Origin of the sequence: Lampropedia aestuarii, assembly GCF_004803635.1 — a bacterium.
Lineage (GTDB): Bacteria > Pseudomonadota > Gammaproteobacteria > Burkholderiales > Burkholderiaceae_C > Lampropedia > Lampropedia aestuarii.
Map to the genome: position 1 here is coordinate 84,412 of NZ_SSWX01000008.1, position 19,983 is coordinate 104,394.

19 protein-coding genes and 1 pseudogene are annotated in these 19,983 nt (G+C 57.2%); 3 read left to right on the forward strand and 17 right to left on the reverse strand.

What is annotated here, in order from left to right:
- Positions 1 to 153: 153 nt before the first annotated feature.
- The 17 genes and pseudogenes from rnhB to radC all read right to left on the reverse strand — a co-directional run bounded on the left by rnhB (position 154) and on the right by radC (position 16,471).
- Positions 154 to 792, reverse strand: coding sequence for a ribonuclease HII (rnhB, locus tag E8K88_RS07775; RefSeq protein WP_136406096.1), 639 nt, complete (start codon positions 790 to 792; stop codon positions 154 to 156).
- Positions 764 to 1,948, reverse strand: coding sequence for a lipid-A-disaccharide synthase (gene lpxB / locus E8K88_RS07780; protein WP_205880047.1), 1,185 nt, complete (start codon positions 1,946 to 1,948; stop codon positions 764 to 766). Before lpxB ends, rnhB begins: the two co-directional genes overlap by 29 nt.
- A 45-nt stretch (positions 1,949 to 1,993) precedes the next feature.
- Positions 1,994 to 2,797 (reverse strand): acyl-ACP--UDP-N-acetylglucosamine O-acyltransferase, encoded by an 804-nt coding sequence (gene lpxA, locus E8K88_RS07785; RefSeq protein WP_136406097.1) that lies wholly within the window; start codon positions 2,795 to 2,797, stop codon positions 1,994 to 1,996.
- Positions 2,798 to 2,830: 33 nt separating this feature from the next.
- A complete protein-coding gene (gene fabZ / locus E8K88_RS07790; protein WP_136406098.1) occupies positions 2,831 to 3,274 on the reverse strand; it encodes a 3-hydroxyacyl-ACP dehydratase FabZ in 444 nt (147 codons plus the stop codon).
- Between the two features lie 2 nt (positions 3,275 to 3,276).
- A pseudogene (lpxD, locus tag E8K88_RS07795) lies at positions 3,277 to 4,288 on the reverse strand (UDP-3-O-(3-hydroxymyristoyl)glucosamine N-acyltransferase).
- A 160-nt stretch (positions 4,289 to 4,448) separates the two neighbouring features.
- Complete coding sequence (locus tag E8K88_RS07800; protein WP_136406100.1) at positions 4,449 to 4,961, reverse strand: OmpH/Skp family outer membrane protein; 513 nt, start codon at positions 4,959 to 4,961, stop codon at positions 4,449 to 4,451.
- Between the two features lie 20 nt (positions 4,962 to 4,981).
- Positions 4,982 to 7,276, reverse strand: coding sequence for an outer membrane protein assembly factor BamA (gene bamA / locus E8K88_RS07805; RefSeq protein WP_136406101.1), 2,295 nt, complete (start codon positions 7,274 to 7,276; stop codon positions 4,982 to 4,984).
- Between the two features lie 70 nt (positions 7,277 to 7,346).
- Positions 7,347 to 8,708 carry an RIP metalloprotease RseP gene (rseP, locus tag E8K88_RS07810; protein ID WP_136406102.1) on the reverse strand — a complete coding sequence of 454 codons (1,362 nt, stop codon included), beginning with the start codon at positions 8,706 to 8,708 and terminating at the stop codon, positions 7,347 to 7,349.
- The gene (gene ispC / locus E8K88_RS07815; protein ID WP_240754404.1) at positions 8,702 to 9,928 is read right to left on the reverse strand and encodes a 1-deoxy-D-xylulose-5-phosphate reductoisomerase; all 1,227 of its coding nucleotides are present in this window, start codon (positions 9,926 to 9,928) and stop codon (positions 8,702 to 8,704) included. The genes rseP and ispC overlap by 7 nt, the downstream gene beginning before the upstream one ends.
- Positions 9,925 to 10,791 (reverse strand): phosphatidate cytidylyltransferase, encoded by an 867-nt coding sequence (locus E8K88_RS07820; RefSeq protein ID WP_136406103.1) that lies wholly within the window; start codon positions 10,789 to 10,791, stop codon positions 9,925 to 9,927. Before E8K88_RS07820 ends, ispC begins: the two co-directional genes overlap by 4 nt.
- A gap of 23 nt (positions 10,792 to 10,814) precedes the next feature.
- Positions 10,815 to 11,558 carry a polyprenyl diphosphate synthase gene (gene uppS, locus E8K88_RS07825; RefSeq protein WP_136406104.1) on the reverse strand — a complete coding sequence of 248 codons (744 nt, stop codon included), beginning with the start codon at positions 11,556 to 11,558 and terminating at the stop codon, positions 10,815 to 10,817.
- A 61-nt stretch (positions 11,559 to 11,619) separates the two neighbouring features.
- A complete protein-coding gene (gene frr, locus E8K88_RS07830) occupies positions 11,620 to 12,180 on the reverse strand; it encodes a ribosome recycling factor (protein WP_136406105.1) in 561 nt (186 codons plus the stop codon).
- Positions 12,181 to 12,198: 18 nt separating this feature from the next.
- The gene (gene pyrH, locus E8K88_RS07835) at positions 12,199 to 12,927 is read right to left on the reverse strand and encodes a UMP kinase (RefSeq protein ID WP_136406106.1); all 729 of its coding nucleotides are present in this window, start codon (positions 12,925 to 12,927) and stop codon (positions 12,199 to 12,201) included.
- Positions 12,928 to 13,065: 138 nt separating this feature from the next.
- The gene (gene tsf, locus E8K88_RS07840; RefSeq protein WP_136406107.1) at positions 13,066 to 13,950 is read right to left on the reverse strand and encodes a translation elongation factor Ts; all 885 of its coding nucleotides are present in this window, start codon (positions 13,948 to 13,950) and stop codon (positions 13,066 to 13,068) included.
- Between the two features lie 143 nt (positions 13,951 to 14,093).
- Positions 14,094 to 14,846 carry a 30S ribosomal protein S2 gene (gene rpsB, locus E8K88_RS07845; protein ID WP_136406108.1) on the reverse strand — a complete coding sequence of 251 codons (753 nt, stop codon included), beginning with the start codon at positions 14,844 to 14,846 and terminating at the stop codon, positions 14,094 to 14,096.
- A gap of 216 nt (positions 14,847 to 15,062) precedes the next feature.
- Positions 15,063 to 15,707, reverse strand: coding sequence for a Smr/MutS family protein (locus tag E8K88_RS07850; RefSeq protein ID WP_136406169.1), 645 nt, complete (start codon positions 15,705 to 15,707; stop codon positions 15,063 to 15,065).
- Between the two features lie 17 nt (positions 15,708 to 15,724).
- Entirely contained in the window at positions 15,725 to 16,471 is a 747-nt protein-coding gene (gene radC, locus E8K88_RS07855; RefSeq protein WP_136406109.1) for a RadC family protein, read from the reverse strand.
- 226 nt (positions 16,472 to 16,697) lie between these two features.
- Here radC and E8K88_RS07860 point away from each other — a divergent pair, with 226 nt between their 5' ends.
- The 3 genes from E8K88_RS07860 to purT all read left to right on the forward strand — a co-directional run bounded on the left by E8K88_RS07860 (position 16,698) and on the right by purT (position 19,483).
- Positions 16,698 to 17,174, forward strand: a complete 477-nt coding sequence (locus tag E8K88_RS07860) for an FKBP-type peptidyl-prolyl cis-trans isomerase (RefSeq protein ID WP_136406170.1) — start codon at positions 16,698 to 16,700, stop codon at positions 17,172 to 17,174.
- A 1-nt stretch (position 17,175) separates the two neighbouring features.
- Positions 17,176 to 18,144 carry a 4-hydroxy-3-methylbut-2-enyl diphosphate reductase gene (gene ispH, locus E8K88_RS07865; protein WP_136406110.1) on the forward strand — a complete coding sequence of 323 codons (969 nt, stop codon included), beginning with the start codon at positions 17,176 to 17,178 and terminating at the stop codon, positions 18,142 to 18,144.
- 124 nt (positions 18,145 to 18,268) lie between these two features.
- Positions 18,269 to 19,483, forward strand: a complete 1,215-nt coding sequence (purT, locus tag E8K88_RS07870) for a formate-dependent phosphoribosylglycinamide formyltransferase (protein ID WP_136406111.1) — start codon at positions 18,269 to 18,271, stop codon at positions 19,481 to 19,483.
- The last annotated feature ends 500 nt before the right edge of the window (positions 19,484 to 19,983 follow it).

Genomic DNA, 19,983 nt, shown 5'->3' on the forward strand with positions numbered 1-19,983 from the left:
TTGTCGTACGCACCTTGAGCCTGCACTTAGCCCCCCAGCGAACCACAGGCAGTGCAACAGGTACGATCCAGTTTTACAACGGCGTATCAAGGGCGGTGTGAGCGGCGCTTAGGAGGCGCAGCAAGCCAGCGCACGAAGCGCCCCAATAGACCGCTAATTCCCTTTGTAGGCACCCGCTTGCGCCACGGGCGCAAAGCTTTGGCGGTGCAGATTGCAGGCGCCGTGCGCTTGCAGGGCCGCCATGTGCTGGGCCGTGCCATAGCCTTTGTGCTTGGCAAAGCCATATTCTGGAAAGCTCAGATCGACTTGCTCACACCATTGGTCGCGGTGGACTTTGGCCAGGATCGAGGCCGCTGAAATCGCCTGCACCTTGGCATCTCCGCCGACAATTGCCACGGAGGGCACGGACAGCACCGGGCAGCGGTTGCCATCGACACATACCAGGCGCGGCACAATGCGCAAACCTGCAACGGCGCGCTGCATCGCCAGCATCGTGGCCTGGAAAATGTTGAGGCGGTCAATTTCCTCTACGCTGGCCTCAGCAATGCAAAATGCCAATGAATGGGCCTTGATCGCGCTGGCCAGCTCTTGGCGCTTTTTGGCGCTGAGTTTTTTGGAGTCGTTCAGGCCCGCAATCGGGTACAAGTCATCCAGGATCACGGCAGCGGCCACGACTGGGCCTGCCAGGGGGCCACGCCCAGCTTCGTCAACGCCAGCATGCAGAGGGGGAAATGTGTCGTCCCAAGGCATCTCTGACTGGGCCTTAGCGTGCAACAAGGGTTTGGATCGCATGCGCGGAAATCTCTGCGGTATTGGCCTGCAGGGATTGGTGCAAGCCTTGTAGTTTTTGTTGTAATTGCTGCCACAGCACGCTGCGGCTCTGGCTGGCATCCAGCCATTGCTGTACGGCTTCTGCCAAGGCCGCTGGTGTGGCCGCGTCCTGTAGGAGCTCGGGCACGGCCATCTCGCGCAGCAAGATATTGGGCAACCCCACCCAGGGCTGCAACTGCTTGCGGCGCATCAGCAGCGCGCTGATCGGATGCATTGCATAGCTGATGACCATGGGTTTTTTAAACAGCGCGGCCTCCAGCGTCGCGGTGCCGCTGGCTATCAGCGTGACATCGCAGGCCTGCAAAGCCAGATGGGACTGCCCAGGCAAGAGGCGTACATGCGCTTGCATACCGTGCGCTTGCAGCAGCCGCGTGACTCTGGGCACTTGTGCGGCCACACTGGGCAGCACCAGTTGCAGACCTGGATTCTGGGCCCGCAAAGCCGCCGCCGCCTGCAAAAAGCGCGGCAATAAGTAGTCAATTTCTTTGCTTCGGCTGCCGGGCAACAAGGCCAGCACCGGCGCATCGGGCAGCAGCCCTATCGCGCTGCGCGCCGCTTGCATATCGGTATGCAGTGGAATCGCGTTGGCCAATGGGTGGCCGACAAAGCTCGCTGCAATGCCGTGGCTTTGCAACAATGCAGGCTCAAACGGAAACAGACACAGCACATGGTCAACAGCGGCGCGGATCGTGTGTACGCGCTCGGGCCGCCAAGCCCAGATCGAAGGGCAGACAAAATGCACGGTCGGCAAACCAGCGTCACGCAGCCGTTTTTCCAAGCCCAGATTGAAATCAGGCGCATCCACACCGACAAACACATCGGGTTTGCTGTGCAGCAGCTGGCTGCCCAGTTCTTTGCGGATGCTGAGCAAACCGGCAACGCGCTTGAGCACTTCCCAACTGTAGCCATGCACGGCCAAACGCTCACTAGGCCACTGCGCCTCAAAACCTTCTTGCTGCATGCGCTCGCCGCCAATGCCAAAGGCCTTCACAGCGACGTTCTGTTGGGCCAGGCCTTGCAAGAGCAAGGAGGCCAGTAAATCGCCCGAGGCCTCACCCGCCACCATGCCCATGTGCAGGCTGCGGGTGCTTGGAGAGAGGGAATTCAACTCAGGCATATCGTGGGCAATGCAGTCGCTGGCAAGGCCGCGCTACAGCATCTCTTAACGGGCAATGCCCCGCTCAGCGTGCTGCACAAACGACAACACGGTCATGATGTCTTCCCAACCATCGCCTTGCACCACGCGCGACTGCAAGTCTTGCAGCTGCTCACAGGCTTGCTGCAAGGTATAGCCTTCACGGAACACGAGGCGGTAAGCCGTTTTCAGCGTACTGATCTGGTTGCCATTGAAGCCGCGCCTGCGTAATCCTTCGATATTGAGGCCGCGCACTGCAAACGGATTGCCGCCAGCCAGCACAAATGGCAGCACGTCTTGCGAGACATGGCTGGAAAAGCCAATCATCGCGTGCGCGCCAATGCGGGTGAATTGGTGCACACCCGTCAGGCCACCAATAATGGCCCAGTCGTCAACATGCACGTGACCTGCCAGCGCCACACTATTGGCGATCACGGTATTGCTGCCCACCATGCAGTCATGTGCTATGTGTGCATAGGCCATGATCCAGTTGTCATCGCCCACACAGGTCTTGCCGCCGCCTTGGGTGGTGCCGGTGTTGATGGTGGTGAACTCACGAATCGTATTGCCAGAGCCAATCACCAGCTCGGTCAACTCCCCCGCATACTTTTTATCCTGCGGTGGCCCGCCAATACTGGCGTGCGGATGGATGGTGTTGTTCTGGCCCAGGCTGGTGACGCCATCGATCACGCAGTGCGCACCAATGCGGCTGCCCGCACCAATGCGGACATGCTGTCCAATCACGGCGTAAGGGCCGACCTCAACGCTGGCATGCAACTGGGCATCGGCATGGATGATGGCGCTAGGGTGAATACGGGCGTGCTCTGTCATAGGCGTGCTGCAGCAAACGGGTGTCTTGGGCTATCAACCACGGTCCACCGGACGCATCGTACACATCAAGTCGGCCTCGGCCACGACTTGGCCGTCCACTTTGGCCACGCCCTTGAATTTGTAAATACCACCGCGCACGCGGTCGATGCTGGCTTCCAAAATCAGCTGGTCACCAGGCACCACGGGGCGTTTGAAGCGGGCATTGTCAATGCCGACAAAGTAAAACACCTTGTCTTCACCCGGCGCTTCACCAAAACTCTCGAAGGACAGCAAGCCAGCAGCTTGCGCCAAGGCTTCCAGCACCAACACGCCAGGCATGATGGGGTTTCTGGGAAAGTGGCCATTGAAAAATGGCTCATTGACCGTCACGTTCTTATAGGCCACGATGCGTTCACCCAGATGAATCTCAGTGACCCGATCAACCAGCAAAAAAGGATAGCGATGCGGCAGTAGATCGAAAATTTTATGAATATTCATAGTCATATTTTTTGCTGTGTCGCAACGGATGCTTGCACCGCTGTCAGTTCTTTTTCCAAACTCTTGATTCGGTCGCGCATTTTTTTGAGCTGACGCAACGAGGCAGCATTTTGCTCCCACTTGGCATGGTGCTCAAACGGGTAGACCCCTGTATAGCGACCGGGCTCTGTCAGTGAACGAGAAATCACTGTAGCGCCCGAAACATGTGTATTGTCGGCCAATTCGATGTGGCCAACCACGCCCACACCCCCTGCAAGCGTGCAATTGGCACCAATTTTTGTGCTGCCGGAGATGCCCACGCACGCTGCCATGGCGGTGTTCTCACCCACTTGCACGTTGTGCGCAATCTGAATGAGGTTATCGAGCTTGACGCCATTGGCCAAAATGGTGTCACCCAATGCGCCGCGGTCGATGCAGGTATTGGCCCCAACCTCCACATCATCCCCAATCACCACCGCGCCCAACTGTTCGATTTTGACCCAACTCTGCCCCTCTTTGGCAAAACCAAAACCGTCGCCACCGATCACAGCGCCCGATTGGATCACGCAGCGCGCACCAATCACGCAATCACGCTCAATCGTCACGCGCGAGCCAATGCGGGTGTGCGCACCAATCTTGACACCGGCCTCAATGACACTCAAGGGACCAATGCTTGCGCTCGCATCCACTTGCGCATCGGGGTGCACGACTGCACTAGGATGAATGCCTGGCTCAGGGTACTGGCCATGGCGCTTGCGCCACCATTGGGTCAGGCGAGCAAAATAAAGATAAGGATCGGCAGTGACGATACAAGCGCCTCTGGCTTGTGCCTGCTCGGCCTGGGCGGGATGCACGATGACACAGGCCGCCTGCGTGGTTTGCAAGGCTGCCGCCAGACGCGCATCGCTTAAAAAAGCAATCGCGCTCGCATCCGCACTATCCAAAGGAGCAATGGTCTGTATTGGCATCTCTGCATTGCCATGCAACTCCCCCCCCCAACGCCTGTACGATCTCAGCAAGAGTTATAGCCGTCACTGCTGCCTTTCTCAAATAATGAAGCCCAGTCGTGTTAATAAATCATTAACACAGCTGGGCAAATGGCGTGGTTATCGGCGTTTTACGCACTATACAACCGTCTCGCCTCTGCGTTGTTTGTCACTATTGGCTGTGAATGCAATCAACGCCTATTACACAATTACTTCGTTGCGTTGAGCGCCCGGATGACTTTGTCGGTGATGTCGTGCTGCGGATTGATCCACACGGCTTCTTGCAAAATCACATCGTACTTTTCGCTCTCAGCCACTTGCTGCACGACTGCGTTGGCGCGCTCCAGGACTTGCGACAGCTCTTCCGTTTTACGCGCGGCCAGGTCTTCCTGGAATTCGCGGCGTTTGCGTTGGAACTCGCGGTCTTGGTCTACCAGCGAGCGCTGACGCTGGGTGCGCTGCGAGTCCGACAGTGTCGGTGCTTCGCGCTCAAAACGGTCAGAGGCCGTTTGCAGGCTATTGCCCATGTCCATGATTTCTTTTTCACGGCGAGAGAATTCAGTCTCCAAACGCTGCTGGGCAGTTTTCGCCATATTCGCATCGCGCAGAATGCGATCCGTATTGACAAAACCAGCTTTGAAGCTTTGAGCCTGAGCGGGCACCCATGCCAGCATCGCAGCCAAGGCCAGGGCAGAGGTTAATTTGATGCTTGTCTTTTTCATAATCAACTCGACTTCACGTCTTAGAACGAAGTTCCGATTTGGAACTGTATTTCTTCAATTCTATCCCCAGGTTTTTTCTTGATTGGTTTCGCATACGCGATACGCAAAGGACCGACTGGCGAAATCCAGCTCAAGCCCAAACCTGTCGATGCTCTGAGATCCGAGGCACGTACTTTTTCATGCTCACCAAACACATTGCCCGCATCCACGAATGCAAAGACCCTCAGTGTACGATCATTACCAGCGCCTGGGAACGGCGTGACGAACTCGACATTCAAGTTCACTTTCTTACTGCCGCCCAGGGAGGCGCCTGTCAAATCGCGCGGGCCGAGTGTGCCTTGCTCAAAGCCACGCACGGTTCCCAAACCACCCGAGTAGAAATTCTTGAACACGGGGAATGGTTGTCCATTGAGTCCTTTGCCCCAGCCTAACTCACCATTGAACGCCAGTGTGTAGCGATTGGTTAACGGCACAAACTGTTGGTATTGGTAATTGGCTTTCGCATAACGGGTATCACCAAAGCTTGCCAGCTCACTGTTAAAGCGCTGGTAAGTACCATCGTTTGGAGCCAGGGCGCTGTCACGGGTGTCACGTGACCAACCAATTGTGAATGGGAACGAGGTGCTGGTGTAGCCAAAACGATCGGCGTAATACAGGTACGCCGCTGGAATGGCCGTGCCTGGTTTGATCCGGTTGCGCTCAGCACCCAGTCCGAAGAACACCGTATCGCGTTCAGTGAACGGCACACCAAAACGGATCGAGGTGCCGTAAGTCACCAACGAGTAATTGCCGCCCATGCGGTCATAAGGGCGGTCGGTGCGGTAGTAGGCATCCAGCGTGCGCGAGACGCCTGACTGCGTGAAGTACGGATCGGTGGTGCTGAACACCAAGGTGCGGTTGTACTTGCTGGTGTTCAGGTCTACGCCCAGATAATGGCCAGAGCCCATGAAGTTTTCTTGCTTCAAACCAAACGAGAACGACAGCTTGTCGGCACTGGAGAAGCCCGCGCCCAGCTGCAGTGAGCCGGTCGGCTTCTCAGCCACAGTCATTTGCAAGTCGACCTGGTCAGGCGCGCCAGGCACCTCTTGGGTTTCAATGCCGACTTCCGTGAAGTAGCCCAAGCGGTCAACCCGGTCACGCGAGAGGCGAATTTTTTCGCCGTCGTACCAGGAAGCTTCAAACTGGCGCAGCTCACGGCGAATCACTTCGTCACGGGTCTTGGTATTGCCTGCGACGTTGATGCGGCGCACATACACACGCGCTTGTGGTGAGGCGCGCAGCACCACTTCAACCGTATTGGCTTCGCGGTTCACATCTGGCACGGCTTCAACGCGGGCAAAAGCAAAACCGTAGTTACCGAAGTACTCTGAAAACGCCTGCTGCGTATTGGTCACTTCTTCTTCGTTGTAGGGCTGACCTGGGCGAATTTGCACCAGGGATTTGAATTCATCTTCACGGTCGAGGTAGTTGCCCTCCAGGCGCACGCCTGACACGCCAAAACGCTCGCCTTCATGCACGTTGATCGTGATGCCGATGTTTTGCTTGTCTGGAGAGATCGCCACTTGCGTGGAATCGATACGGAAGTCCAGATAACCACGCTGCAGGTAATACGAACGCACGGCTTCCAAGTCGGCGTTGAGCTTGGCGCGCGAATAGCGGTCAGACTTGGTGTACCAGCTCAACCAACCGCCAGTGTCCTGGTCCATCAAACCACGCAAGGTCGACTCGCTGAATGCCTGGTTGCCGGTAAAGCGGATGTCGCCAATTTTGGCCACATCGCCTTCGGTCACGGTGAACACCAGATTCACGCGATTCAAGTCAACAGGTGTGACCGTGGTGACCACCTGCGCGCCATAGTAGCTGCGCGACAGGTATTGGCGCACCAGCTCTTGCTCGGCGCGGTCAGCCAGCGAGCGGTCAAACGGGCGGCCTTCGGTCAAACCCACATCGCGCATGGCCTTGGTCAAGGCGTCTTTGTCAAATTCGCGCGCACCGGAGAATTCCACATTGCCAATCACCGGACGCTCTTGCACGACCACCACCAGCACATTGCCATCGGCTTCAATGCGCACGTCGTTGAAAAGACCCAGCGCAAACAGCGCACGGATCGAGTCAGAGGCCTTGGTGTCGTTGTACTGGTCACCCACACGAATCGGCAAGGACGCAAAGATGGTCCCTGGTTCGACCCGTTGCAAGCCCTCAACGCGGATATCACGCACGGTGAAAGGCTCAACCGCCCACAAGGTCAGACTGGTCGCACAAGCAGCCACCGTTACAACGGCACGTGTACAAAAACGTTTTAACAAATCATTCATGAAAATCAATCACTTACACCGTTATCGGGTTGCAAAGCACCAGTGCCTGAGGGAGCCCATCTCACACCACTTATGCAAACAAACGCGTCAAATCATTCGTCAATGCCAGCGCCATCAACATCAGCAGCGCAGCAATCCCAAGGGCTTGCAAGCGCTGCATCCATAGTGGCGATACGGGGCGGCCTGTGACAGCCTCCCAAAGATAATACATCAGGTGCCCTCCGTCGAGCACCGGTAATGGCAGTAAATTCAACACACCCAAGCTCAAACTGACCACCGCAAGGAAGTGCAAAAACTCCACCACGCCTATGCTAGCGGATTGGCCTGCATATTGCGCAATAGACAGCGGGCCACTGAGATTTTTTAACGAAGCATCGCCCACCAGCATTCGCCCTAGCATTTTGAGGGTTAGGCCCGCCATCTCCCAGGTGCGTTTGGCCCCTTGTACCAAACCATCCCATGCGCCATAGCGCACCCAGGTAGAAGCATAACGATCGCTGCCACCTAAACGCGCGCCAATGGCACCGCGCAGCACGCCATCGACTTCATGTACGCGCGGCGCCAACTCCAGCTGCACACGCTGATCGGCACGCACAACCTGCCAAATTTGCGCCGCATCGGTGGCTTTGGCACCTTGAATCATGGCCATCAGCTGCGGCACATCACGCACAGCCACGCCATTGACCGATTCGACCAGATCGCCAGCTTGCAAACCCGCAGCAGCCGCAGCGCCATCGGCAAGGACCTCACCGACTTGCGGCTGGGCCAGCGGCGCAACAATGCCGACTTGGCGGCGTGTCTGGTCATTCCAGTCTTTGATGTTCAGTGCCGCCAATCGCAACGTGATACTGGCATCGGGCTGGGCCTCACGCTGCACCTGCAGCACCACGTCTTGGTGGTTCAAGGCGGCACGGCTGATCAGCCAGTTCAGCGCGTCAAATGAAGGCACAGCCTCCCATTGCGCCGCATCACCCACCCGCGCTTGCAGCACCTTGTCGCCTTGGGCCAGGCCGGCTTGCGCGGCCACGGAGCCGGCCTCAGGCGTGGCCACGACCGGCAAAGGCGCTTGCATGCCCCACCAATTGACCGCAGAGAACAGCAGCACGGCCAACACCAGATTGGCCAGCGGTCCGGCCAGCACAATGGCCACACGCTTGGCCAGGGACTGGCGGCTGAGCGCACGCTCGGCTTGTTCGGGCGGCACATCCCCCTCTTGCTCGCCCAGCATTTGCACATAGCCACCCAAAGGCAGTGCAGCAATCACAAACTCGGTCTCATTGCCAGGGCGGTGCCAGCGAAAAATGGGCTTGCCCATGCCAACAGAAAAACGCAACACTTTGACCCCACAGGCCTTGGCCATGCGGTAATGCCCCCATTCGTGCACCGTGACCAGCACACCAATGGTGACAATAAAAGCCAAAAAAGTCAGCATCTTGCCGCCTGTTGCACATAAACCTGCGCCAGGCGACGGGCCTGATGGTCCAGCTCCACCAAGGCGGCTAGCGAGTCCACCGGACCCGGTGTGCAGTGCTCCAGCACATGGGCATTCAATGCGTAGATCTGGTCGAAGCCCAAGCGCTTTTGCAGGAACGACTCAACCGCGACCTCATTGGCCGCATTCAAAATTGCGGTGCTGCCTTGCGGGCCGCGCAGGGCCTGCCAAGCCAGTTGCATGCAAGGAAAACGCTGCTGGTGTTGCGGTTCATCAAAGGATTCAAACGTCAGCGCTGACAAGGCCATGAAATCCAGGCGATTGGCGCCTGACTCGATGCGCTCAGGCCATGACAGGCCATAGGCAATCGGCACGCGCATATCGGGTGTGCCTAGCTGGGCGACGATCGAGCCATCGCGGTACTGCACCATGGAATGGATCACGCTTTGCGGGTGAATCACCACAGCCAGCTGATCAGGGTCAGTATCGAACAGATAACGTGCCTCGATCACTTCCAAGGCCTTGTTCATCATCGTGGCCGAATCCACCGAGATTTTGCGCCCCATGCTCCAGTTAGGGTGCGCGCAGGCTTCTGCTGGCGTGACCTGCGCCAAAGTGGCCGGATCGCGTTGGCGGAATGGCCCGCCTGAAGCTGTCAAAATGATTTTTTCCACCCGCGCAGGCCAGGTGCTGGCATCTTCTGGCAAGGACTGGAAGACTGCCGAGTGCTCGCTGTCGATGGGCAGCAGCACCGCGCCATGGGTTTTGACTTGCTGCATGAACCACGCCCCGCCAACCACCAAAGCTTCTTTATTGGCCAGCATCAGGCGTTTGCCTGCTTGCGCTGCCGCCAAGGCAGGCGCGAGGCCGGCCACGCCGACAATGGCGGCCATCACTGCATCGACTTCGGGATGGGCGGCCAACTGGGCAATCGCCTCAGCACCGGCCAAAACTTCGATCGCCAGGCCCTGTGCTTGCAGACGCTCGCGCAGCAATTGTGCAGCGGTGTCATCAGCCATCGCCGCAAAGGCCGGTTTGAATTGCACGCACTGCTGGGCCATCAAATCGACGTTGTGGCCGGCAGTGAGCGCAAACACCTGCCATTGCTCAGCATGTCTTGCCAGTACATCCAGCGTATTGGTGCCAATCGAGCCGGTGCTGCCAAGCACGGCCACACGCTGGCGTGTGGCGGGGGTATCGCGCAGAGAATGCATGTTCATGCTGCCCTCGCCACCAAAGCCAATACCAACATGCCCATCGGCATCACCGGCAGCAGTCCGTCAATGCGATCGAGCACACCACCGTGGCCAGGCAAGACGCCGCTGCTGTCTTTGACGCCTGCGGCGCGCTTGACCAGCGACTCGACCAAATCACCCAACACGCTCATGGCCACCAGTGCAACGCACACGAGAATCAGCATAAAAACGCCTTGTTGGCGCACCACGCCGTAAAAACTGTGGCCATATTCGTAAGCCAACGAGCGGTCCAGCCACAGCCACAGCGAGGCCAGCAACACAACGCCAATCACACCGCCCACCACGCCTTCCCAGCTTTTGCCTGGGCTGACAGTGGGCGCGAGTTTGCGCGGAAACAGCTTCATACCAAAGGTTTTGCCAGCAAAATAAGCGCCGATGTCCGCCATCCAAACCAGGGCCATCAAGGACAGCAAGTAATTGATGCCAAGCTCAAATGCGCGCAACATCGCCACCCAGGCGACGGCAAAAACGGCCAAACCAGCAATCAAGCGCAACGCGCGTGGCAATGCATTCCAGCCCTCAACGCCGCCGCGCAGCACCAAGGCCGCACCAACCAGCCAGGCCATGCAAAACACCAGCCAGAACAGGCTGGGCTTGGTGACCTCTGGCACATCGTTGAGCGCTGCAATCGCGCAAGCAATGCCAAACACCACGCCAATGGAGACGGCTGGCGCGCCACTGAAGCCGTTCAGGCGCGACCACTCCCAAGCGGCCAAACTCAATGCGAGCGTGGCCAATACAGCAAGCGGCCAATCCCAGGGCGCAAACAAACAGGCCAGTACAACTGCCAATAAAACAATGGCCGTAATGACGCGTTGTTTGAGCATGGATTCTCCTCGTGCAACCAGGCTTAGTGCTTGGCTGTGCTGTTGGGTTTAGGTGTGGCCTGCACAATCTGCTCGCCGGTTTTACCAAAGCGGCGCTGGCGCTGCTGGTAGTCCAAGATCGCCGCATCGAGCTCTTTGGCATCAAAATCAGGCCACAAGGCATTGCTGAAGTACAGCTCGGAATAAGCGGCTTGCCACAGCAAAAAATTGCTGATGCGCTTCTCCCCACCGGTACGAATCAGCAAGTCCGGATCGGCCACATGTGCCAGCGACATGGCCTGCGCCAGGGACTCTTCCGTAATGGGCTGTTGCTGCAGGCGCAACTGCTCTGCCGCTTGGGCAATATCCCAGCGTCCGCCGTAATTAAAGCAAACATTGAGCACCAAACGGTCATTGCCTGCGGTTTGGGCCTCGGCTTCTTGTAAACCTGCCTGCACCTTCTCGCTGAGCTGGCTGCGGTTGCCAACGCATTGCAGTCGCACGCCATTGGCCTTGAGGCTGGCAACTTCTTTGGCCAAGGCGCTGGCCATCAAGCCCATCAAGCCGCTGACCTCGTCTTCAGGCCGACTCCAGTTTTCTGAAGAAAACGCAAACACGGTGAGCACGCGCACGCCCCGCTCACCGCACAAGGCAACGCAGCGGCGCAGCGCGTCCACGCCTTTTTTATGTCCTGCCAGACGCGGCATAAAGCGCTTTTGCGCCCAACGCCCGTTGCCATCCATCACGATGGCAATGTGATGAGGCGTGCAAATAGGTGATGCAGTCATGTCCAGCGCCCTAAAAGGGCTAGGCAGCATTAGGTTGTAATGACCAAAGGGCTCAGCAGCCTCAAACGGCCATCACTTCTTTTTCTTTAGACTCGACCAAAGCATCCACCTCAGAGATGAACTTGTCGGTGAGTTTTTGGATGTCTGCATCAGAGCGCTTTTGCTCGTCTTCAGATACTTCCTTTTCTTTCACCAGCTTCTTCACCGCATCGTTGGCGTCACGGCGCAAATTGCGAATGGCAATCTTGGCGTTTTCACCATCGCTGCGCACCAGCTTGGTCATTTCACGGCGGCGCTCTTCGCTCATGGGCGGCATGGGCACGCGAATCAGGTCGCCCATATTGGCCGGATTCAAACCCAGATCGCTCTCGCGAATGGCCTTCTCGATTTTGGCCCCCATGTCGCGCTCCCAGGGCTGAACGCTGAGTGTGCGCGAGTCAATCAAGGTCACATTGGCCACTTGGCTCAAGGCCACATGCTGGCCGTAGTATTCAACCTGGATCGTATCGAGCAACTGGGGGCTGGCACGACCGGTACGGATTTTCGACAGGTTGTGTTTAAACGCGACAATGGATTGCTCCATTTTTGCTTGGGCATTCTTGCGAATTTCGGCAATAGACATGTTGCTCTCTCCTGTCTTTTAAGCGTAAACGAGGGTGCCTTCATCTTCGCCGAGCACAACACGCTGCAATGCGCCTGGCTTGATGATGGAGAACACCTTGATCGGCAGTTTCTGATCACGGCACAACGCAAAAGCGGTGGCATCCATGATGCCCAGATTTTTTACCATTGCCTCATCAAAACTGATGCGACTATAGCGCGTGGCCGTCGGGTCTTTCATTGGGTCGGCGGAGTAGACGCCATCCACTTTGGTCGCCTTGAGCACGACTTGGGCACCGATTTCCGCACCGCGCAAAGCCGCAGCGGTATCGGTCGTGAAGAACGGGTTGCCAGTGCCAGCGGCAAACACCACCACTTTGCCTTCTTCCAAGTACTGCAAGGCTTTGGGGCGCACATAGGGCTCGGCCACTTGGTCAATCGAGATGGCCGACATCACGCGTGCGGGCACATTTTTGCGGCTAATGGCTTCTGCCAAAGCCAGTGAATTCATCACAGTGGCCAGCATGCCCATGTAGTCCGCGGTCGCCCGGTCCATGCCAGCAGCGCCACCAGCAACACCACGGAAGATATTGCCGCCACCAATCACAATTGCCAACTCCACCCCCAACGCAGACACGGCAATGATCTCATCGACCATGCGGTCAATCGTGTCTCGATTGATCCCAAACGCATCATCGCCCATCAGCACCTCACCGGAGAGCTTGAGCAAAATACGCGAATAGGCAGGTTTGGCAACAGTTTCAGTCATGCTTGGCATTCATCAAATCAATCAATAAATCAGTGGCCATCGGGGCGCCATGGCAGCGCCCTTGGTCACTTGTAATGCAAGAAACCCGTATTGTGCCGCATCTCGCTGTGGCAGCAATACGGGTTCCAGAGCCAGCAATTAGGCTTTGGCAGCAGCGATTTGAGCGGCTACTTCAGCAGCAAAGTCGTCGACTTTCTTCTCAATGCCTTCACCCACTACGTACATGGTGAAGCCTTTGATGCTGGAATTTTTCTCTTTGAGCATCTGAGCGACGGTTTGCTTGTCGTTTTTAACGAAAGACTGGTCCAGCAAAGACACTTCTTTGAGGTATTTGGCCACTGCACCGTCAACCATTTTGGCAGCGATATCAGCAGGCTTGCCCGACTCGACGGCTTTGCCATGGGCAACAGAGCGCTCTTTCTCGATCAGCTCAGCAGGCACATCAGCTGAAGACAGGGCCACTGGCTTCATTGCAGCAACGTGCATGGCCACATCTTTGGCAGCAGCTTCGTCGCCTTCGAATTCAACAACCACGCCAATGCGTGTGCCGTGCAGGTAATGGGCCAGCTTGCTGTCAGCAAAACGTGTGAAGCGACGCAGCGACATGTTTTCACCGATTTTACCAATCAGGCCTTTGCGCACGTCTTCCACAGTGGGGCCAAAGCCGTCTTGGCTGTATTCCAGCGCGCTCAAAGCAGCAATGTCAGCAGGGTTCTTTTCTGCCACCAGCTTGGCAACTGCGTTGGCAAGCTGCAAGAAGCTTTCGTTTTGGCTCACAAAATCGGTTTCACAGTTGAGTTCAACCAGAGCGCCTGCATCGCCAACCAAAGCCACGGCGATCACGCCTTCGGCGGTCACGCGGGAAGCGGCTTTGCCCGCTTTGGTGCCCAGTTTGATACGCAGCAGCTCTTCTGCTTTGGCCATATCGCCTTCGGCTTCAACCAAGGCTTTTTTTGCTTCCATCATTGGGGCGTCGGTCTTCGCGCGAAGTTCTGCCACCATGCTTGCTGTTACTGCAGCCATACTAATCTCCCAATCTAAAATTCAAATAAGCCTGACGCATCAGCGCGCCAGAGACAAAAAAAGGGGCGTCAACAACGATGCCCCTTTTTTGTACCGCGCTGGCAATTGCACCACAGCGCGATGAAAAGCCTGTTACAGGGACTTTATTCTGCAGCTTCCTGCACTTCTACAAACTCATCACCCTCTTCGCCAGCAGCCAGCTTGGCCACTTCTTGTACCGCATTGTTGCGGCCATCGATGATGGCGTCAGCAATGCCACGGGCGTACAAAGCCACGGCCTTGGCCGAGTCATCGTTACCTGGGATCACGTAGTCAATGCCTTCTGGGTTGTGGTTGGTATCGACCACACCGACCAGAGGAATGCCCAATTTGTGCGCTTCAGAAATCGCGATTTTGTGGTAGCCCACGTCGATCACGAAAATGGCGTCTGGCAGGCCAGCCATATCCTGAATACCACCAATGTCGCGCTCGAGCTTGCTGATTTCACGTGTGAACATCAGCTGCTCTTTTTTGCTCATTGATTCCAGACCAGCTTCTTGCTGGGCTTTCATGTCTTTGAGGCGTTTGATCGAGGTCTTGACGGTCTTGAAGTTGGTCAACATGCCGCCCAACCAACGTTGGTCAACAAAAGGCATGCCTGCGCGCTGGGCTTCCTGAGCCACGAATTCGCGCGATTGGCGTTTTGTACCCACGAACAACACGGTGCCACGATTGGCTGCCAATTGGCGCACGAATTTTTGCGCTTCTTGGAACTTGGGCAGTGTTGCTTCCAAGTTGATGATGTGGATTTTATTGCGGTGACCAAAGATGTACGGAGCCATCTTTGGATTCCAGAAACGTGTTTGGTGACCGAAGTGGACGCCGGCTTCCAGCATCTCGCGCATTGTGATAGACATATTCAAAACTCCAAAGGTTTGTTTCCAAGAGCAGGCCCTGTCACCGCAGGCATTCCAATCCTATGAAACGCCCAGCAGCACCTAAGTCGAGCCCGTCTGCTATTTGTTCTGCCCCATTAAAACCAGCCAGCTTACAGGCCAGTCCCCAAGCTGGAGTACTGCATATACGCTGGCCGCTATTTGGCAAAACCCAACTATTGTAGCACGGCGACTATCTCAGCGTCTATGGGCACGATCGAGAAGTACCACCACCGCGCCAGCACCACCGTCGCTGGCCTTGGCTTGCACAAAAGCCAGCACCTCTTGTTTTTGCACCAACCAACGCTGCACCCGCACCTTCAAAATCGGCACCCGTCCAGGCGAGCCGTGGCCTTTGCCATGGATGATACGTACGCAGCGAATGCCCTTTTTGTGGCAGTTGCGCACAAATTGCCCCAGCGCTTCACGCGCCTCATCCAAGCGCAAGCCATGCATATCCAAGCTGGCCTGGATACTCCAATGGCCCAGGCGCAGCTTGCGCGCCACCTCAGGCGCCACGCCCGGCTGGCGGTAGCTCAGCGCCTCGTCGGTGTCCATCAAGGTGGTGACATCGAAATCATCGCTAATCGACTCGTACAGCGCGCGCTGCTCGTCAATCTCCAGCTGCAGCGGCAGCGGCAGCACAGGCGCGCGCGCAACCACTGCGCGCGGCGTGACATTCAATGGCGTCACCGCGCCCACCTCATGGCGAAACAAATGGCGTTCGCGCTCAATCGCCTCGCGCCTGGCCTGCTCTTGCGCCTGGCGAAGTTGCAGGGCTTCGCGCTGCATTTTCAGCACCTGCGCGACCTGTTTGAGATCGGAGAGCGCGTGCACACGCATCCCCTGCAATGGCTTACTCACATCAAGCCTCTTTCTGACAAAGACACACTGCCGCCTTGCGCCACAATCACATGGTCAAGCACCTGCACATCCAATAACGCCAGCACCTGCTGAACATGGCGCGTCAGCGCCAAATCCGCATTCGAAGGCTCAAGCATGCCGCTGGGGTGGTTGTGCGCCAAAATCACGCTATGTGCGTGCAATTGCAGCACACGCAACGCTATCTCACGAGGATACACGCTGGTTTGCGACAAGGTCCCGCGAAACAGCTCCTCAAAGGCAATCATGCGCAATTGGCTGTCGAGCAACAATACCGCAAAAACCTCATGGCGTTTATGTCCCAGCTGGGCCTGAATGTATTGCCGCACCAGCGCTGGTGACTGCATGGCCTGCGGCTGCATCAGCTGCTGTGCCAATGCGCGCTTGGCCAATTCCATGATCGCCAGCAGCTCGGCCCGTTTGGCAGGCCCCAGGCCCTTAATCTGGGACAAATCGGCACTGCTCGCTCGCAGCAAGCCTGCCAATCCACCAAAGCCTTGCACCGTGCCTTCACCCACAGGCACGGACTCAGAGGGCTTGCGCTCAGCAGCGCGGCCATTCTTTGGCAGCGCCAATAAATCAGCGGCCAAATGCATCACACTGCGCCCAGCAGTGCCTGTGCGCAGCACAATCGCCAGCAATTCCGTATCAGACAATGCCGCAGCCCCGCGATTGAGCAGCTTCTCGCGCGGGCGCGCATCGGCAGGCAAATCTTTGAAAGACATAAAGGCTAGCGGGGCACCGCAGTTAAGATCAGGGCAAAGACCAACAGCAAAAGTACAATGCACGCTATCTGGAGATGCTCGGCACAACACCCTGCGCTCGATCCGAGCGCGGTCTCAAACGATCCGCCGCGCCCATCTCTGCGGCGAGGTTTTTGTAGAGCCTCCCCAAGCCTGCTCTGCCCTCAGTGTATTCAAAGCGAGAGAACCCCATTCCATGTCGGCCCAAATGCCCTCCAACGCCCCCGCATCTTCCAACGCAACTGCCGTTGTGCAACCTGGCGCATTCCTGACCTTGCACTACCGCCTAGCTGGCCCTGCAGGGGACATCATCAACACCTTTGATGGCCAGCCCTCGACCTTGACCCTAGGCAATGGCGAGCTCTCCACCGCCTTGGAGAACCGCCTGATTGGCATGCAAGAGGGCGAACGCACGACCTACGAGGTGCCAGCGGGTGAAGCGTTTGGCGAAAAAAACCCCGACATGCAGCAATGGGTAGCACGCAAGCTGCTCAATGAACTGGGCGACCCTGACGAAGCATACACGTTGGGCGATGTCGTGCAGTTCCCTACACCCACTGGCGACGGTGGCTACGCTGGCACCGTGCTACAGGTGCGCGATGACGGCGCCGTGCTGTTTGACTTCAACCACCCATTGGCTGGCCACCCGGTCACCTTTGAGGTACAACTCATTGGAGTCTTGTGAGATGGGGGCCCGCGAGATTTTGCTTGCCGAGCCACGCGGCTTTTGCGCCGGCGTGGACCGCGCCATTGACATTGTCGAACGTGCGCTGGAGAAATTTGGCGCGCCAATCTATGTGCGCCACGAAATCGTGCACAACACCCATGTGGTCAACGAGCTCAAAGAAAAGGGCGCAATCTTCATTGAAGAGCTGGCCGATGTCCCTGCTGGCGCCACTTTGGTGTTCAGTGCCCACGGCGTAAGCAAAGCCATCCAAAACGAAGCCAAGGCGCGCGGCTTTCAGATCTTTGATGCGACTTGCCCGCTGGTGACCAAGGTCCACGTCGAAGTGGCCAAGCTGGCCAAAGAAGGCTATGAGTTCATCATGATCGGCCACAAAGGCCATCCTGAGGTCGAAGGCACGATGGGCCAGCTCACTGACGGCATCCATCTAGTCGAAGACGTGAACGATGTTGCCACAGTAGCGCCCAGCCAAACTGAGCGCCTTGCCGTCGTCACACAAACGACCCTGTCTGTCGACGATGCAGCAGCCATCACTGCAGCCATCAAGGCGCGCTTTCCTCAAATTCGACAGCCCAAGCAACAAGACATTTGTTATGCAACGCAAAATCGCCAAGACGCAGTCAAACAATTGAGCTCGCAAGTCGATGTCGTGATTGTCGTGGGCAGCCCGACCAGCTCCAACAGCAACCGCTTGCGTGACCTGGCTGAACAGCTGGGCACGCCCGGCTACATGGTCGATGACGCCAGCGAACTGCAACCAGAATGGTTTGAGAACGCGCAAACCGTGGGCCTGACCGCCGGCGCCTCAGCCCCTGAGGTGCTGGTTGAAGGCGTGATCAGCCGTTTGCGCGAACTAGGTGCCTTATCAGTACGAAAAATGGATGGTGTGCAAGAAACCATTCGCTTCCCACTGCCTAAAGGCCTTAAGCAGCCTGAAGTCGGTCCACCAACAAGCACGCCCACAGCTTAAGAGCCTGCTTACGTTCTAGCACCGCAACAGCCCGACTCCTGGCCTATGCCGGGCTGGGCTGGGCTTAGCACTGCGCGCGCCTCACAAGCGCCACTGATTCCATCCTCTACCTCTTTCACTGACCATGAGCACCATCGGCACCCCACTCGGCCCCAACGCCACCCGCGTCATGCTGTTAGGCAGCGGCGAACTTGGCAAAGAAGTCGTGATTGAACTGCAACGCCTGGGCGTTGAGACGATTGCGGTCGACCGCTACGACAATGCCCCTGCGCAGCAAGTAGCCCACCACGCACGCACCATCACGATGAGCGATTCAGCCGCTTTGCGTGCACTGATCGAAGCCGAGAAACCGATGCTGGTCGTGCCTGAGATCGAAGCGATTGCCACGCAAGAGCTGGAGAAGCTCGAAGCCGAAGGCCTGGTGCGTGTGATCCCGACAGCCCGCGCAGCGCGCCTGACAATGGACCGCGAAGGCATTCGCCGCCTGGCTGCTGAAACCCTGGGCCTGCCAACCAGCCCGTACCGTTTTTGCAATTCACAAGCAGAACTGCAGGCGGCGATTGACGGCACGGATGGGCAAGCCGCAATTGGCTACCCCTGCATCGTCAAGCCCGTGATGAGCAGCTCCGGCAAAGGCCAAAGCAAGATCGACTCGGCCGCCGATGTCACCCACGCCTGGGACTATGCGATGGCCGGCGGGCGAGTCAGCCACGGCCGCGTGATCGTTGAAGGCTTTATCGATTTCGATTATGAGATCACCTTGCTGACCGTGCGCAGCAAAGACGCTGCGGGCAGCATCGACACCCAGTTCTGTGCCCCAATTGGCCATATCCAAAAAAACGGCGACTACGTTGAAAGCTGGCAACCGCACCCGATGACCGCTACGGCCTTGGCAGAAGCCCAACGCATTGCCAAAGCGGTGACCGACAACCTTGGCGGCCAAGGCCTGTTTGGCGTGGAATTGTTCGTCAAAGGCGATGCGGTCTGGTTCAGCGAAGTCAGCCCGCGCCCACACGACACCGGCATGGTCACCCTGACCACCCAATGGCAAAGCGAATTCGAGCTGCATGCCCGTGCCATTCTGGGCCTGCCAATCAACACCGCCTTGAAGTCGCCTGGCGCCAGTGCGGTGATTTACGGCGGCGTCGATGCCAAAGACATCGTGTTTGAAGGCCTGGCGCAAGCGCTATCGGTGCCACAAACCAGTGTGCGCCTGTTCGGCAAGCCCGAAAGCTTCGCCAAACGCCGCATGGGCGTGGCACTGGCCTGGGATGCTGATTTGGAGCTGGCCCGCACACGCGCCAAAGAAGCGGCCAGCCTGGTCAAACCACGCACTTAAAGCAACATGCCTTAGCCACAACAGGCAACTTAGAGCCTGCAGCCTGCATATGAGTGTTAAACCCGCCAAGATGGCGGCTGCAGGCCAGCTCTTGCCAAGCGCATACAACATGCCTGCACCCCTCACAGGTGCAAACCTTGCGCAGCACCGCTAAGAGCCTGTTCATAATCTCCACGCAGTCGCCAAGGCACAAAAAGAAGCAACGCAGTAATGCATTTTTTGGTGCCTTGGGCTTCAACGCGGCTGCGCGGAGATTATGAACAGGCTCTGATTGCAACGGCCAGACCTTGCTAGTGCTCGAACAGCTAGGCGAGCGCACACCCCAGCGACGGCCATCAAGCCTTATCTTCTGGTAAGCACGGCCGTTTCAGCGCCATACGGTGTGGCCTGCATTGACCCAACAGCCTGCTCACCATCTGCATGGTCAACCGCAAAAAAATTAATAAGTTCCATTTTTGCAAATGTTTTTTTGCAACTTATTGTTTTCAATCATGAGTATT